Below are 14927 nucleotides of genomic sequence, written 5' to 3' on the forward strand. Positions count from 1 at the left end.
TGGGTTTTTTTATAACCGTAAACCGTTTTTTTGCATCTTCTTTTCGTAAGACGGTCTCTTAATCTGCATTTCATCCGAAAAACTATAAAGAAACTGCGTAAATTGTTTATGAATTATAGTAAAATATAATACGCAATAGGTATTAAACGTAAGCTTTAAGCAGGAAAGAGGATGTTATGTTTAAAAGAATGTTAAAATCTTACGATTATTCATTGATATGCGCTATCATTCTGCTGTGCAGTTTCGGATTGGTCATGGTATACAGCTCAAGCATGATTACCGCCGTTATGCGTTACGGCGTGAGCAGCGACTATTTCTTTAAACGGCAGCTGTTCGCCGTCATCGCGGGGTTTGTGCTGTTTATTATCGCGGCCGTTTTTCCGTACAAAGTGTTCGCTCATCAAAAGATTCAGAAATTCGTACTGCTTGCGTCAGTGGCTGCGCTTTGCGCGCTGTTTGTTTTCGGACATGTTGCCGGAAACGCGCAAAGCTGGTTTAAAATCGGCGGAATGGCCATTCAGCCGGGGGAATTTGTCAAGCTGACCCTGATACTGTACCTTGCCGCGGTATACGCAAAGAAACAAAGCTATATCGATCAGCTTTTGACGGGGGTTGCGCCGCCGGTGATCGTCACCGTAGTCATTTGTGCGCTTATCGCTATTCAGCCTGACTTCGGAACGGCGATGATTATCGGTCTGATCGCGCTTTGCGTTATTATGTGTTCGGGATTCAGCGGAAGGACCCTGCTCAAGCTGGTTCTCATGGCGGGAATCGTATTGCTCCTTGTCAGCCCGATCATCTATCTGAAATGGGACGATATTTTGACACCCGGGCGTATGAGCCGGTTTGAAAGCCTTGAAAATCCCTTTAAATACGCCAGCACATCAGGCCTGCAGATTATAAATTCGTATTATGCGATCGGCTCAGGCGGTTTTTTCGGTCTCGGTCTTGGAGAAAGCATTCAAAAATACGGTTATCTGCCTGAATCGCATACAGACTTTATTATGGCGGTTATTTCAGAGGAGCTCGGCATTTTCGGCGTCCTGTTTGTCATTGTGCTGCTGGCTTTTGTCGTGTTAAAAGGTTTTTATATTGCGAGAAAATGTGAAGATCCGTTCGGGAGCCTTTTGGCAATCGGGATATCCAGCATGATTGCGATTCAGACCTTTATCAATCTCGGCGGTGTCAGCGGTTTAATTCCGATCACAGGTGTTCCGCTGCCATTTATCAGCTACGGGGGCTCATCAATGTTTTTGTTATTAACGAGCGCCGGTATATTGGTGAATGTCAGCATGCATGTCAAGTACTCAGAAAAGAAGAAAAAGAGGGAGCCCGTTCCGTCTAAGGGGGTAAAAAGACGGCAGACGGAAAAATCTGTGTATCTCTAAAAAACAAGTGTATACACAGGACGGATATTCCTTTATTATAAACTACATATTTATTAGGCCAAGGGGGAGAAAAGTTTGTCACAACAATCCATCCAAAAAGTGTTAGTAGCAAACAGGGGAGAAATTGCGATCCGGATTTTCCGGGCGTGCACAGAATTGAACATCAGAACGGTAGCCGTTTATTCAAAAGAAGATTCGGGCTCCTATCATCGCTATAAAGCGGATGAAGCTTATCTTGTGGGAGAAGGCAAAAAACCGATTGACGCGTATCTTGATATTGAAGGGATTATTGAGATCGCAAAAAGAAACGGCGTAGATGCCATTCATCCGGGCTACGGATTTCTCTCTGAAAATATCCAATTTGCGAGGCGCTGTGAAGAAGAGGGCATCGTATTTATCGGACCGACGTCAGCGCATTTGGATATGTTCGGAGATAAGGTAAAGGCGAGGGAGCAGGCAGAAAAAGCCGGCATCCCCGTTATTCCGGGGAGTGACGGACCGGCTGAAACATTAAAAGATGTCGAACAATTCGCAAAAGTACACGGATTTCCGTTTATTATTAAAGCATCGCTCGGAGGCGGAGGCCGCGGAATGAGAATCGTCAGAAGCGAAAGCGAATTGAAAGAATCGTTTGAGCGGGCCAAATCAGAAGCGAAAGCCGCATTCGGAAACGATGAAGTGTATGTTGAAAAACTGATCGAAAATCCTAAGCATATTGAAGTTCAGGTGATCGGAGATAAAGAAGGCAATGTCGTCCATCTGTATGAGCGGGACTGTTCCGTTCAGAGACGCCATCAAAAGGTCATTGAGGTGGCGCCGAGTGTATCTTTGCAGCCTGAATTAAGGGACGAAATCTGTGAAGCGGCTGTGGCGCTTGCGAAAAATGTCGGCTATATCAACGCGGGGACCGTGGAATTTCTCGTAGCGGGCGGTGAATTTTACTTTATTGAAGTGAACCCGCGCGTACAAGTGGAGCATACGATTACGGAAATGATAACGGGGGTTGATATCGTTCAGACGCAAATCCTCGTCGCGCAGGGCCACGGACTGCACAGCCGTGCCGTCAATATCCCAGAGCAGAAAGACATTTTTACAAACGGGTATGCGATACAATCACGTGTGACCACCGAAGATCCGCTGAATGACTTTATGCCTGACACGGGTAAAATTATGGCTTACCGCTCAGGCGGCGGCTTCGGCGTCCGCCTTGATACGGGAAACAGCTTCCAGGGCGCCGTCATCACGCCTTATTATGATTCACTGCTCGTCAAGCTGTCGACATGGGCGCTGACGTTTGAACAGGCATCAGCGAAAATGGTCCGCAACCTGCAGGAATTCAGGATCAGAGGCATTAAGACCAATATTCCGTTTCTTGAAAACGTGGCAAAGCATGAAAAATTCCTGACGGGCCAATACGACACATCGTTTATCGACACAACGCCTGAGCTGTTTGTTTTCCCAAAACAGAAGGACCGCGGAACAAAAATGCTTTCCTATATCGGCAATGTCACGGTGAACGGTTTTCCGGGAATCGGGAAAAAAGAAAAACCTGCATTTGATAAGCCTCAGACCGTTACGTTAGGTATCGAAGAAAAGCCGGCAAGCGGTACGAAACAGATCCTTGATGAAAGAGGCGCTGAGGGGCTTGCAGACTGGGTGAAAGAGCAAAAATCCGTGCTTCTGACTGATACAACGTTCAGGGATGCCCATCAGTCCCTGCTTGCAACCCGGATCAGATCCAATGATTTGAAAAAAATCGCGAATCCTACGGCTGCCCTGTGGCCTGAACTGTTCAGCCTTGAAATGTGGGGAGGCGCGACATTTGATGTAGCGTACCGTTTCTTAAAAGAAGACCCTTGGAAACGCCTTGAAGATCTTCGCAAGGAAGTGCCGAACACATTGTTCCAGATGCTGCTTCGTTCATCAAATGCCGTCGGTTATACAAACTATCCGGACAATGTCATCCAAAAATTTGTCCGGCAGTCAGCGGAGTCAGGTATTGACGTATTCCGGATCTTTGACAGCCTGAACTGGGTAAAAGGGATGACGCTGGCCATCGATGCCGTTCGTGAAACCGGAAAAGTGGCGGAGGCTGCGATTTGTTACACGGGAGATATTCTTGATAAGACCCGGACGAAATATGATTTGAAGTATTATCTTTCTATGGCGAAAGAGCTTGAGGCGTCTGGTGCGCACATTCTCGGCATTAAAGACATGGCCGGTCTTTTGAAACCTCAAGCCGCATACGAACTTATCTCAGCGCTGAAGGAAACGATTGATATTCCCGTTCATCTTCACACGCATGATACGAGCGGCAATGGCGTCTTTCTCTATGCCAAAGCTGTTGAAGCGGGTGTGGACATCGTGGATGTCGCCGTCAGCTCAATGGCGGGTCTGACTTCACAGCCGAGCGCAAGCGGATTTTATCATGCCCTTGAAGGAAACAGCCGCCGTCCTGAAATGGATGTCCGCCAGGTGGAAAGACTGTCACAATATTGGGAATCAGTCCGTCAGTATTACAGTGAATTTGAAAGCGGGATGAAGTCTCCGCATACTGAGATTTATAATCATGAAATGCCGGGCGGCCAGTACAGCAATCTGCAGCAGCAGGCAAAAGGAGTCGGCCTCGGTGATCGCTGGAATGAGGTGAAAGACATGTACAGCGTCGTCAACCGCATGTTCGGCGACGTCGTGAAAGTAACACCTTCTTCCAAAGTCGTCGGAGATATGGCGCTTTACATGGTGCAAAACAATTTAACAGAACAAGATGTTTATGATAAAGGCGAAACGCTTGATTTTCCGGATTCAGTCGTTGAGCTCTTTAAAGGGCAGATCGGCCAGCCGCACGGCGGATTTCCGGAAAAACTGCAAAAGCTCGTTCTGAAAGGACAGACGCCGATCACGGTAAGACCGGGTGAGCTGCTTGAACCGGTATCTTTTGAAGGCATTAAAGAAGAATGGAAAGAAACACATCAGATGGAATTGAGTGATCAGGACGCAATCGCGTATGCTCTTTATCCGAAGGTGTTTACAGAATATGTTAAAACAGCTGAACGCTTCGGTGATATTTCCGTATTGGACACACCGACTTTCTTCTACGGCATGACACTCGGTGAAGAAATCGAAGTGGAAATCGAGCGCGGAAAAACGCTGATCGTGAAGCTTGTATCTATCGGTGAACCGCAGCCAGATGCGACACGTGTCGTTTATTTCGAATTGAACGGCCAGCCGCGCGAGGTGGTCATTAAAGATGAAAGCATAAAATCGTCCGTACAGGAAAAATTAAAAGCAGATCGGACAAACCCAAGCCACATTGCGGCATCCATGCCGGGAACCGTCATTAAATTGTTAACGGAAACCGGGGCAAAGGTAAATAAAGGCGATCATCTGATGATTAATGAAGCGATGAAAATGGAGACGACGGTACAGGCGCCGTTCTCCGGGACGATACAGCAGATTCATGTGAAAAACGGTGAACCGATTCAGACAGGTGATTTACTGATCGAAATTGAAAAAGCGTAAAAAATGAATATAAAAAACCTGATCCGCCCCCGTGTGCGATCAGGTTTTTTATATGTAGAAAGACCGAAGCTCTAATGCTTCGGCCTTTTCATGTGTTCAGATGTTCCGCTGTTTTGATTCATAGCGGAAGCGGGCGATTAATAATAAGAAATAGCATAAGACGCCGAACAGGCCGGCAATAAAGAGCGAATGGGCAAGTGCAAAACCGGTGGCCATTTCTGAATAAACAACCATGATTCCGGACAGCGCCTGTAATAAAACAAAGACAAGAGCCGCTATCCAGCCCCCAAGAATCTGTTTTTGATCTTTGTAGGAGCGCACCGCATGCGCAAAAGCGACAAGAATCCATACGAACAGAAGCAGTGCTGCCGTTCTGTGGCCCATCTGCACATATTCCTGAAAATGGGACGGAAGCCCGTGATTCAGCCTGCTGCAAAGCGGAACGTCAGGGCAGGCAAGGCTTGATTTCGTATGGCGCACATAAGCCCCCGTATAAACGACGATATACGTGTAAATCGAAAGGCCGATCATATGAAACTGCATTTTTCTGCCGATTCTGAGCGGCTTGACGAGCTTTTTGTCTGATTTATCAGCTTCGAATATGAGCAGCGTCAAAATCAGAACAGAAGCGAAAGAAATCAGCGATATGCCGAAATGAAGCGCCATAACGAGCGCATTTGATCCGAAAACAACCGCTAATGCGCCGAGAAGCGCCTGTAAAAATAAAAAGATAATGGACATAATGGCGAGAAAGGTTGTTTCACGGAAAACAGGCGTGACTTTTCTCCATGCCCAAAAAGCGAGACTCAGCACGAGAACGATTGAGACACCGCTTGCGAGTCTGTGGCTCCATTCAATGATAGAAGCGGCGTTAAGCTCCGGGAAAAACCGGCCGTGGCAAAGCGGCCACTGCCTTCCGCAACCGAGACCCGATCCTGTCTTTGTGACAAGAGCGCCGCCGATCAGCACGACGAGCATAACGAATGTCGTCAGTACGCCGAGCGCTTTCAAAGCTTTATTCATTTTACATTCACCTTCTTAACAAACTGGACAAAATGATATACGTACCAAGTGTAAGCGAATATGTGTTTTGTGGCAATTCTCAATTCTGTTTGTTCACAAAAATATAATAGAATCAGGACTTCTTAGATAATGGGGTTGATTATTCCAGATGGGTCTGATAGAAATAAAGTAACCGCTTTATTAAGAAACCGGCGGATTTGGTAAAATTCATAAAAAGTTCACAAATAAATTCCTGTTTCTCGTTTAATATTTAAGAGGATGTTTTTTTACAGGTCATTATCTTGTATGATAGAGTTGCAGGTCTTAAAAAACCTGCTTTAGGTTTGTAAGGGAGGTTTACGTTATGGCTAATTCCAGAATTTTAAACGATACAGCTATAGACGGACAGATTGAAGAGACGACGGCATGGAAGGATTTCCTTTCGCTTATCAAAATAGGAATCGTCAATTCGAATTTAATTACGACTTTTACCGGCATGTGGCTTGCGTTACATATATCCGGTCTGAGTTTTTTAGGCAATTTAAACACCGTGCTTCTTACATTAATAGGATCTTCTTTGATCATCGCCGGTTCTTGTGCGGTTAACAACTATTACGATCGTGATATTGATCATTTAATGGAACGCACGAAAGTAAGACCGACGGTAACCGGAAAGATTCAGCCGAATCAAGCGCTGTGGTCAGGAATTTTACTCATTGCTTTAGGACTTATCATGCTCTTGATGACCACTGTGATGGCAGCAGTCATCGGTTTTATCGGCGTGTTTACGTACGTTGTTCTTTATACAATGTGGACGAAACGCCGTTATACGATTAATACGGTTGTCGGAAGTGTATCAGGCGCCGTGCCGCCGTTAATCGGCTGGACAGCGGTTGAAGGGCACATCGGTGTTGTCGCGTGGGTTTTATTCATGATTTTATTCATCTGGCAGATTCCGCACTTTTTAGCGCTTGCGATTAAAAAGACGGAAGATTACAGAGCAGCGAATATCCCGATGCTTCCGGTAGTGCACGGCTTTGAAGTGACGAAAAGACAGATTATCGTCTGGGTCGCATGCCTGCTGCCTCTTCCGTTTTTCCTCGGCAGTCTCGGTCTTCCGATCGTCATTCTCGGCACTTTGCTGAATGTCGGATGGCTTGTTCTCGGACTGATGGGATTCCGCATGAAAAACATCATGAAGTGGGCAACTCTTATGTTTGTCTATTCGCTTAATTACATGACCATTTATTTTGTAGCGATGGTGGTCTTCACGCTGTTTTAATTGAATAATGAGCTTGTTTGATCGCCAAAACAAACAATGACAACTAGTAAACGCCGCCTTGACCTTTTGTTTAATCAGGCGGCTTTGCTTTTATACATAGATGGAATTTTAAGTAAAAAATCTCATATTTTAAGAAATGAGGAAATGAAGTATTTCGGCTGGAAGCAGATTTACTGCTTGTGCATCTCGTACTGATTCAAAAAAAGGGGTTGGGTGAAATGTTAAAGCGTTGGCGTCTTTTATCATTATTAGCCTTAGTGCCGCTTTTATTGAGCGGCTGTGGAAAACCGTTTCTGTCCACACTCAAGCCTGCCGGCGAAGTGGCTGATAAACAATATGATCTGACGGTGCTCAGCACACTTATCATGGTTGTCGTCGTTGCGGTCGTAGCAGTTATTTTCTTTTACGTCATTGTGAGATTCAGACGGTCGCGTGTAGGGGAAGACACGATACCGAAACAGGTGGAGGGGAACCGTTTTTTAGAAATCACCTGGACCGTTATTCCGATCCTGCTTCTGATTATTCTTGTCATTCCGGTTGTCATCGACACATTGGCGCTGGCGGATACGTCGCCGATGGATAAGAAAAACCGTAAAGCAGAGGATGCGCTCGTGATTAATGTAAGGGCGAATTTATACTGGTGGGAATTCGAGTATCCTGATTACGGGTTTGTGACAAGTCAGGAGCTGATCGTTCCCACAGATGAACGCGTCTATTTCAAGCTGAAGTCCTCAGATGTGAAACACTCTTTCTGGATTCCGTCAGCCGGGGGGAAAATCGATACGAATACGGATAATGACAATACTTTCTTTCTGACCTTCGATTCTAAACGCAGCAAAGAAGCGGGAGAATATTTCTTCGGGAAATGCGCAGAGCTGTGCGGACCTTCACATGCGCTGATGGATTTCAAAGTGAAACCGCTGCCGTCAAAAGAATTTAAACAATGGACGAAAGCGATGAAAAATTATAAGCATACAACAGATTCCGGTTTAGCCGCGCAAGGAGAAGAGCTCTTTAAGGAAAAAAACTGCCTGAGCTGTCATGCGGTTGAGCCCAATGATAAACGGGCTGAAGCGGCAAGAACGGCTCCGAACCTCGCTACCTTCGGTGAACGGGTCAAAGTGGCCGGCATTAAGGATGCGAATAAAGAGAATATAAAAGCCTGGCTGAAAAATCCGGACAGCATTAAACCGGGCAATAAAATGACAGGCACTTATCCGAAGCTCTCGGACGCTGAAACGGATGCGCTGTATGAATATTTAAAAGGGCTGAAAGCGGAGAACAAGTGAGGACAGGGAGATATCAGGGGGGAGGTCGCAAATGATGAATACGCTTACAGGACAGCAAAGAAAAAGCTCTTTGCTTTGGGATTATTTGACGACGGTTGACCATAAGAAAATCGCGATTTTATATATGATCGCCGGGGGATTTTTCTTCGTCGTCGGCGGACTTGAGGCCATGCTTATCAGGATTCAGCTCTTGAGGCCGGGGAACGATTTTATGGGTGCGCAGCAGTTTAATGAAATTATGACGATGCACGGCACGACAATGATCTTCCTGGCGGCGATGCCGCTGTTATTCGGGCTGATGAACGCGGTTGTGCCGCTGCAGATCGGGGCGCGTGACGTATCATTCCCATTTTTGAATGCGCTCGGATTTTGGCTGTTTTTCTTCGGAGGCATCTTTTTGAATCTGAGCTGGTTTTTAGGGGGCGCTCCTGATGCAGGATGGACGTCGTACGCGTCACTTGCGCTGAATTCGAAAGGGCACGGCATAGACTTTTTCGTGCTCGGCCTGCAAATATCAGGCTTAGGTACGCTGATTGCGGGGATCAATTTTCTCGCCACGATTATTAATATGAGGGCGCCGGGTTTGACGTATATGAGATTGCCGCTGTTTACGTGGACGACATTTGTGGCGTCGGCACTCATTTTATTCGCATTTCCTCCGCTCACCGTCGGTTTGGCGCTGATGATGCTGGATCGTTTGTTCGGAACGAATTTCTTTAATCCTGAATTGGGCGGCAATACGATAATCTGGGAGCATCTGTTTTGGATTTTCGGGCATCCGGAAGTGTACATTTTAATTCTTCCCGCCTTTGGGATTTTTTCAGAAATCATTCCCGTATTTGCGAGGAAACGTCTGTTCGGTTATTCGTCTATGGTCTTTGCGATCGTGCTGATCGGCTTTCTCGGGTTCATGGTTTGGGTTCACCATATGTTTACGACGGGACTCGGACCGATCGCTAATGCGATATTTGCGGTTGCGACGATGGCGATCGCGGTGCCTACGGGCATTAAAATTTTCAACTGGCTTTTGACCATCTGGGGAGGAAATGTCAAATTCACGACGCCTATGCTGTATGCCGTCGCCTTTATTCCTTCTTTCGTACTCGGAGGAGTCACGGGTGTCATGCTGGCGGCCGCAGCGGCAGATTATCAGTTCCATGATACGTATTTTGTCGTAGCGCATTTCCACTACGTCATTATCGGCGGCGTTGTGTTCGGCATCCTGGCGGGCGTGCATTTCTGGTGGCCGAAAATGTTCGGGAAGGTGCTTCATGAAACGATGGGAAAAATTTCGTTCGTCTTATTTTTTATCGGGTTTCATCTTACCTTCTTCATTCAGCATTTCCTCGGCTTGATGGGAATGCCGCGGCGCGTTTACACATATCTGCCCGGCCAGGGGCTTGATACCGGCAACCTGATCAGTTCAATCGGCGCGTTTTTCATGGCGGGCGCGGCAGTTTTACTCGTCGTCAATATTATTTATACCTCAATAAAGGGGAAATACGTCGGGAACGACCCGTGGCTGGACGGTCGTACGCTTGAATGGGCGGTCTCTTCGCCGCCGCCGGAATATAATTTTAAACAGCTTCCGTTTGTCCGGGGACTTGACCCGCTGTGGATTGAAAAGCAGGCCGGAAATGAAGGGATGGCGCCTGCAGAGCCTGTAGAGGACATTCATATGCCGAACGGCTCCATCATGCCGTTTATCATATCTTTCGGGCTGTTTGTCGCAGCGTTTGGGTTTTTATACCACTCCGATTATTCATGGGGGCTTCCGGTTATCTTCATAGGGCTCGGCATCACATTCTTTACCATGCTGCTTCGCTCTGTGGTCGATGATTACGGCTATCATATTCACAAAGAAGATCTGCCGAATGATGATAAAGGGGTGAAGGCGTAATGCAGCTGCAGGAAAAAATGACGGCTGAAACCTTTCCGGCTTCTCCTGAAAAAGCAACGCTGGAGGGGAAAAATAAGTTTTTGGGATTTTGGCTGTTTCTCGGCGGCGAAACGGTCCTGTTCGCCTCGCTATTTGCGACATTTCTTGCTTTACGGGAATCTAAAGCCGGAGGGCCGTCAAAGTCTGAGATGTTTGAGCTGCCGATCGTGTTTATCGCGACGATGCTTCTTTTAACGAGCAGCTTAACGAGTGTGTATGCGATGTATCATATGAAAAATTTCTCCTTTAAAAAAATGCAGGTGTGGCTTCTGGTTACCGTATTATTGGGAGCGGGATTTTTAGGGGTAGAAATCTATGAATTTATGCATTACACTCACGAATTCGGCTTTACCATTACAAGCTCTGCGCTCGGCTCAGCGTTTTACACGCTCGTCGGCACACACGGAGCACACGTGGCGTTCGGGCTGTTGTGGATCAGCGCGCTGATGATCCGGAATGCGAAAAGAGGGCTCAGCCTTTATAATGCGCCGAAATATTATGTGGCCAGCTTATATTGGCATTTTATCGATGTCGTGTGGGTCTTTATCTTTACCGTTGTATATTTGATGGGGATGGTGGGATAACGATGGACGATAACAAAAACAGAGGGACTGTCAGTACGGATCTCGAATATCGGAAAAAGAAAAATGCCGAGGAGATGAAATATCAGGTCATATCCTTCGGTTTGATGATCGGCCTTACGCTTGTCGCGTTTTTGACGGTGGCTGCTGACGGCATTGCCGGATGGTTTACGATGCCGTTTCTGATCCTGCTTGCGGTCATCCAGGTCATCTTTCAGCTGTTTTACTTTATGCATATGAGCCAAAAGGGGCATGAAGCGCCGTCATTATTTCTGTATTCGGGAATATTTGTCGCGTTTATCACCGTGCTTGCATTTGTCACGATTATTTGGTGGTAATCGGGGCGGCGGGGAGTGAGAGATTTGATTAATTTGGAAATGTTCGGGTTTCGCGCAATGTGGAGCCCGTATCTGTTTTGCATAACTGCCGTGATAACAGGTGTTTACTTTTACTGGTGCAGCCGGCATAAAGGACGTGTGGCCGCTAAGGAGAAGGTGCTGTTTGTGCTTTCCGCGCTATTTTTTTACACGGCTGCGGGAAGTCCGGTTGATTTATTGGGCCATGTGATGTTCAGCGCCCATATGACGCAGATGGCGGTTCTGTTTTTAGTCGTACCGCCGCTGTTGATTTCCGGAATTCCCGGCTGGGCATGGAAAAAACTGATCTTCCGTCCTGTCGTAAAGCCGCTGTTTTCGTTCTTTTCAATGCCGCTTATCGCATTAGTGCTGTTTAACGGTATTTTTTCACTGTATCACATCCCGTTTATATTTGATTTCGTCAAAACGGATTCGCTGTATCATACGCTGATGAACGGACTCATCTTTGTAACGGCGTTTTTTATGTGGTGGCCGCTTGTGCATAAGGTGGACGGTCTGCCCCGTCTCAGCGGTTTAATGAAGCTGGGGTATATTATGGCAGACGGGATTCTGTTAACACCGGCCTGCGCGCTCATTATGTTCAGCGGGGCGCCCATGTATGCCACGTATACAGATCCGGCGGCTTGGGCCGAAGCAATGAAGCTTTGCGTTCCTTTAGACTTGTTGGAGGAGATCCCTTTATCCGGACCGGAGATGTTTAACACGCTCCCTCCTCTGGAAGATCAGCAGCTTGGTGCAGTACTGATGAAAATCATTCAAGAGGCGGTCTACGGAACATATTTGGCTGTCATCTTTTTTCAGTGGGTCAGAACGGAACGGGAAAAAGATACGCTGTCAGAGCCGCCGTATATCGAGCATACCGTCTCGTAAAAAAAGTACAGCAGAATATGCTGTACTTTTTTATTACATTTGCACTGTTTTTAATGACTCTTCCAATTCAAGCAGTAAAGCTTTGCTTTCAGCGACGACATGTTCCGGAAATTCTTCAGCGCTGCCGTATTCTACGCCGTGCGGATAATAATGCTTTCCTAAAAGAGGGGCCTTCAGCTGAATCACGGCCCGGCTGCCGCCGACATCGCCCTCTTTTGCCGTTCCTTGAATCCGCAGATAAAATGTCCCCTCAGGTACTGAAAACTTTTTGTCGTAAGTCACTCTTTCATAATCCCATTGTCCAGCCAGAATGAGTCCTTTGCCTTCCATCAGATCATTCAAGCGGCTGAGTTCCGCTGTTACCCCTTCAAGACCGCTGTTTTCAAACTTCAAACCTTCCCCCTCCTTTTAAAAATGCCCTTTCCTGACAATCATAGTATGAAAGCGTTACACTTTCAATGATTCATACGGTGAAAGTATGCAAAAAGAAAAATTTGACGACAATAGTAGCAGAAAAAGGAGGAATTCCGCAATGACAAAGATCAATAAGCTCATGACGTCAGACTTGCAATATTGTACAGTATTAGATAATGTATATGAAGCTGCGGTGAAGATGAAAGACGCGGATGTCGGCGCCATTCCGATAGTGGATGAAGACGGCGCGACCCTTGTCGGGATCGTGACAGACAGAGATCTCGTATTACGGGGAATTGCTTCAAAAAAGCCGAACTCTCAAAAAATAACCGACGCAATGACAGAGCGGGTTATCAGTGCAGAAGAAGACGCCTCTGTGGAGGAGGTGCTCCATTTGATGGCTGAACATCAGCTCAGAAGAATTCCCGTCACAAAGGATAAAAAACTGGTCGGCATTGTTACGCTCGGCGATCTTTCGTTGGCCGAGCAATCAAATGAGCAAGCAGGCCGGGTGCTGTCTGACATTTCTGAAGACGGCGGTCCGGAGGGGTTTATCCATTAAACATAAATCACGGACGATGCAAATAGGCTGTACTGTATAAGAGTAAACAAAAACAGAACGGTTTGAACATATGGGGGTGAGAGGTTGAAAAATATCGCAAGGGCTCTCGTTATCCTTTTGCTTATTTACGGAGCGTATGTTCTGTTTATACAATATGGATCGGCTCCTCAGAAAAAGACGGATCAGGAGGAGCCTCAGGTTTCCAATGAAGAAGAGAGCGGAAAACGGCTGAAAATGCCGTCATCCGGACTGCTTTCTCTCATGGGGAAATCTGCCGCCGATGTGAAAAAGAAACTTGGGGAACCGTCCCGGAAAGATCCTTCTGCCTACGATTACGAGTGGTGGGTGTACAACCAGGGGAAAGACCAATACGTACAAGTCGGTATTTTGAATGATAAAGCCGTGACTTTGTACGCTTCGGGAAGCGGCATCAACGCAAAACCGTTTAAGATCGGCGAATCGACGGGCGAAGTTTTTAAAACGACGCAGGTTTCTCCTTTTGTCAATGTGACTGACAAGGGAAACACGTATCGGTTCGAGTTTTCTGAAGAAGATATCAATACCCGTCCCACCGTCAAGATAGGCGGAATGTATGTTCAGCTGTACATGGACAAATTTGACGGGAATCTGTCAAGCATCAGGGCATTTGATGCGGAAACACTTGTGAAACAAAGGCCGTATGAAGTCATGTACAGAGGAAAGCTGACAGAACCCGAGCCAGTTTCTGATGAAAAATGGAACGACATTGAACGAGCGAGTGAGCAGCAGATTCTCGACATTACAAATGTCATCCGCGTGAAACACGGACTGGCAAGGCTGAAATGGGACGAAGGCGCCGCAAAAGTGGCATTCGGCCACAGCAAGGACATGAAGGATAACAAGTATTTCTCTCACGTCTCAAAGAAATACGGGACTCTGAAGGACCGCTTAGAAAAAGGCGATGTGAAATACCGGGAGGCCGGTGAAAATATTGCCTACAACTATGTGGACGGTCCTGCCGCCGTGGAGGGCTGGCTGAACAGCGAAGGCCACAGAAAGGCGCTGTTAAGCCCGGATTATACGCACCTCGGTGTCGGCGTGGACCGGAAGTATTATACGCAAAACTTCATTAAGCCTTGGCAGTAAAAAACCGCAGAGGGGCGCGTCCCCCGCGGTTTTTTTATGTTTTTTCGCGAGCGGCGCTCCTGCTGAAAAAAATATACCTGCTTTTTTTCGCAATTTAGGCGAACATTAAGGCGAATGAACCGATACATTATAGCAGGCAAAACTTTTCGGAGGGAGTGAGAATTGTGGCGAATCAGCAATCACGGCAATCAATCGATGATTTTAAACAATTCGTAAAAAAGCATCCCAAACTGATCCAAAATGTTCGCAAGGAACAAAGGAGCTGGCAGGAAGTCTATGAAAATTGGGTTCTTCTGGGCGAGGATGATCCGATATGGGATCCTTTTAAAGACGAGGCCGTTCAGCCTTCTTCCGACGCGGAAACCAAACAGGAACCAGCTGAAAAAAACGATTTCGTTTCAAAAATGGTCACTGCCGTCAAAAAGATGGATATCAACCAAATGAATGAGCAGATCAATAAAATGAGCCAGTCCATTTCATCATTGCAAAGCCTTTTAAGCCAATTTTCGGGGAGCAGCACGAAGCAGCCCCGGCAAGGCTCCGGACAACATCCTTTTTCGTTCAGAAAGGATTAAA

Annotated in this window: 13 protein-coding genes; 11 read left to right on the forward strand and 2 right to left on the reverse strand. The window is 46.7% G+C overall.

The window, feature by feature from the left end; translation table 11 throughout:
• Window positions 1-176 precede the first annotated feature (176 nt).
• Both NYE38_RS07670 and pyc read left to right on the forward strand, forming a co-directional pair.
• Window positions 177-1388 (forward strand): FtsW/RodA/SpoVE family cell cycle protein, encoded by a 1212-nt coding sequence (locus NYE38_RS07670; RefSeq protein WP_017417718.1) that lies wholly within the window; start codon window positions 177-179, stop codon window positions 1386-1388.
• A gap of 75 nt (window positions 1389-1463) precedes the next feature.
• Window positions 1464-4910 (forward strand): pyruvate carboxylase, encoded by a 3447-nt coding sequence (pyc, locus tag NYE38_RS07675; RefSeq protein ID WP_017417719.1) that lies wholly within the window; start codon window positions 1464-1466, stop codon window positions 4908-4910.
• Window positions 4911-5006: 96 nt separating this feature from the next.
• Here the strand turns inward: pyc and ctaA are convergent, their stop codons facing one another.
• A complete protein-coding gene (gene ctaA / locus NYE38_RS07680; protein ID WP_017417720.1) occupies window positions 5007-5933 on the reverse strand; it encodes a heme A synthase CtaA in 927 nt (308 codons plus the stop codon).
• A gap of 343 nt (window positions 5934-6276) precedes the next feature.
• Between ctaA and cyoE the strand changes: the two genes are divergently transcribed.
• The 6 genes from cyoE (at window position 6277) to ctaG (ending at window position 12250) form a co-directional block, all read left to right on the forward strand.
• A complete protein-coding gene (cyoE, locus tag NYE38_RS07685) occupies window positions 6277-7194 on the forward strand; it encodes a heme o synthase (RefSeq protein ID WP_003154486.1) in 918 nt (305 codons plus the stop codon).
• 218 nt (window positions 7195-7412) lie between these two features.
• Window positions 7413-8483 (forward strand): cytochrome c oxidase subunit II, encoded by a 1071-nt coding sequence (gene coxB / locus NYE38_RS07690; RefSeq protein ID WP_014417699.1) that lies wholly within the window; start codon window positions 7413-7415, stop codon window positions 8481-8483.
• A 31-nt stretch (window positions 8484-8514) separates the two neighbouring features.
• Complete coding sequence (ctaD, locus tag NYE38_RS07695) at window positions 8515-10383, forward strand: cytochrome c oxidase subunit I (RefSeq protein ID WP_014417700.1); 1869 nt, start codon at window positions 8515-8517, stop codon at window positions 10381-10383.
• Window positions 10383-11006: a cytochrome c oxidase subunit III gene (gene ctaE, locus NYE38_RS07700; protein ID WP_065180254.1), complete on the forward strand. Its 624-nt coding sequence runs from the start codon at window positions 10383-10385 to the stop codon at window positions 11004-11006. Before ctaD ends, ctaE begins: the two co-directional genes overlap by 1 nt.
• Window positions 11007-11008: 2 nt before the next feature.
• Window positions 11009-11341: a cytochrome c oxidase subunit IVB gene (ctaF, locus tag NYE38_RS07705; RefSeq protein ID WP_007409686.1), complete on the forward strand. Its 333-nt coding sequence runs from the start codon at window positions 11009-11011 to the stop codon at window positions 11339-11341.
• A gap of 24 nt (window positions 11342-11365) precedes the next feature.
• On the forward strand, window positions 11366-12250 hold the full coding sequence (gene ctaG, locus NYE38_RS07710) for a cytochrome c oxidase assembly factor CtaG (RefSeq protein WP_025649488.1): 885 nt from the start codon (window positions 11366-11368) through the stop codon (window positions 12248-12250).
• Between the two features lie 33 nt (window positions 12251-12283).
• On the opposite strand, the gene NYE38_RS07715 is transcribed toward ctaG, so the two are convergent.
• Window positions 12284-12643, reverse strand: coding sequence for a YugN family protein (locus tag NYE38_RS07715; protein ID WP_007409688.1), 360 nt, complete (start codon window positions 12641-12643; stop codon window positions 12284-12286).
• A gap of 139 nt (window positions 12644-12782) precedes the next feature.
• On the opposite strand from NYE38_RS07715, the gene NYE38_RS07720 reads away from it, so the two are divergent.
• The 3 genes from NYE38_RS07720 (at window position 12783) to NYE38_RS07730 (ending at window position 14926) form a co-directional block, all read left to right on the forward strand.
• On the forward strand, window positions 12783-13226 hold the full coding sequence (locus NYE38_RS07720; RefSeq protein WP_017417724.1) for a CBS domain-containing protein: 444 nt from the start codon (window positions 12783-12785) through the stop codon (window positions 13224-13226).
• A gap of 84 nt (window positions 13227-13310) precedes the next feature.
• Window positions 13311-14351, forward strand: a complete 1041-nt coding sequence (locus tag NYE38_RS07725) for a CAP domain-containing protein (protein WP_014417703.1) — start codon at window positions 13311-13313, stop codon at window positions 14349-14351.
• 164 nt (window positions 14352-14515) lie between these two features.
• Window positions 14516-14926, forward strand: a complete 411-nt coding sequence (locus tag NYE38_RS07730) for a YlbD family protein (RefSeq protein WP_007409691.1) — start codon at window positions 14516-14518, stop codon at window positions 14924-14926.
• The last annotated feature ends 1 nt before the right edge of the window (window position 14927 follow it).

Source organism: Bacillus sp. EU63 (assembly GCF_038592915.1).
Classification (GTDB): domain Bacteria; phylum Bacillota; class Bacilli; order Bacillales; family Bacillaceae; genus Bacillus; species Bacillus velezensis.

Bases quoted from the DNA above. Each gene is read 5' to 3' on its own strand.
- NYE38_RS07670 (WP_017417718.1), top strand. From the start codon at position 177: ATGTTTAAAAGAATGTTAAAATCTTACGATTATTCATTGATATGCGCT.
- ctaA (WP_017417720.1), bottom strand. From the start codon at position 5,933: ATGAATAAAGCTTTGAAAGCGCTCGGCGTACTGACGACATTCGTTATG.
- cyoE (WP_003154486.1), top strand. From the start codon at position 6,277: ATGGCTAATTCCAGAATTTTAAACGATACAGCTATAGACGGACAGATT.
- coxB (WP_014417699.1), top strand. From the start codon at position 7,413: ATGTTAAAGCGTTGGCGTCTTTTATCATTATTAGCCTTAGTGCCGCTT.
- ctaD (WP_014417700.1), top strand. From the start codon at position 8,515: ATGATGAATACGCTTACAGGACAGCAAAGAAAAAGCTCTTTGCTTTGG.
- ctaE (WP_065180254.1), top strand. From the start codon at position 10,383: ATGCAGCTGCAGGAAAAAATGACGGCTGAAACCTTTCCGGCTTCTCCT.
- ctaF (WP_007409686.1), top strand. From the start codon at position 11,009: ATGGACGATAACAAAAACAGAGGGACTGTCAGTACGGATCTCGAATAT.
- NYE38_RS07720 (WP_017417724.1), top strand. From the start codon at position 12,783: ATGACAAAGATCAATAAGCTCATGACGTCAGACTTGCAATATTGTACA.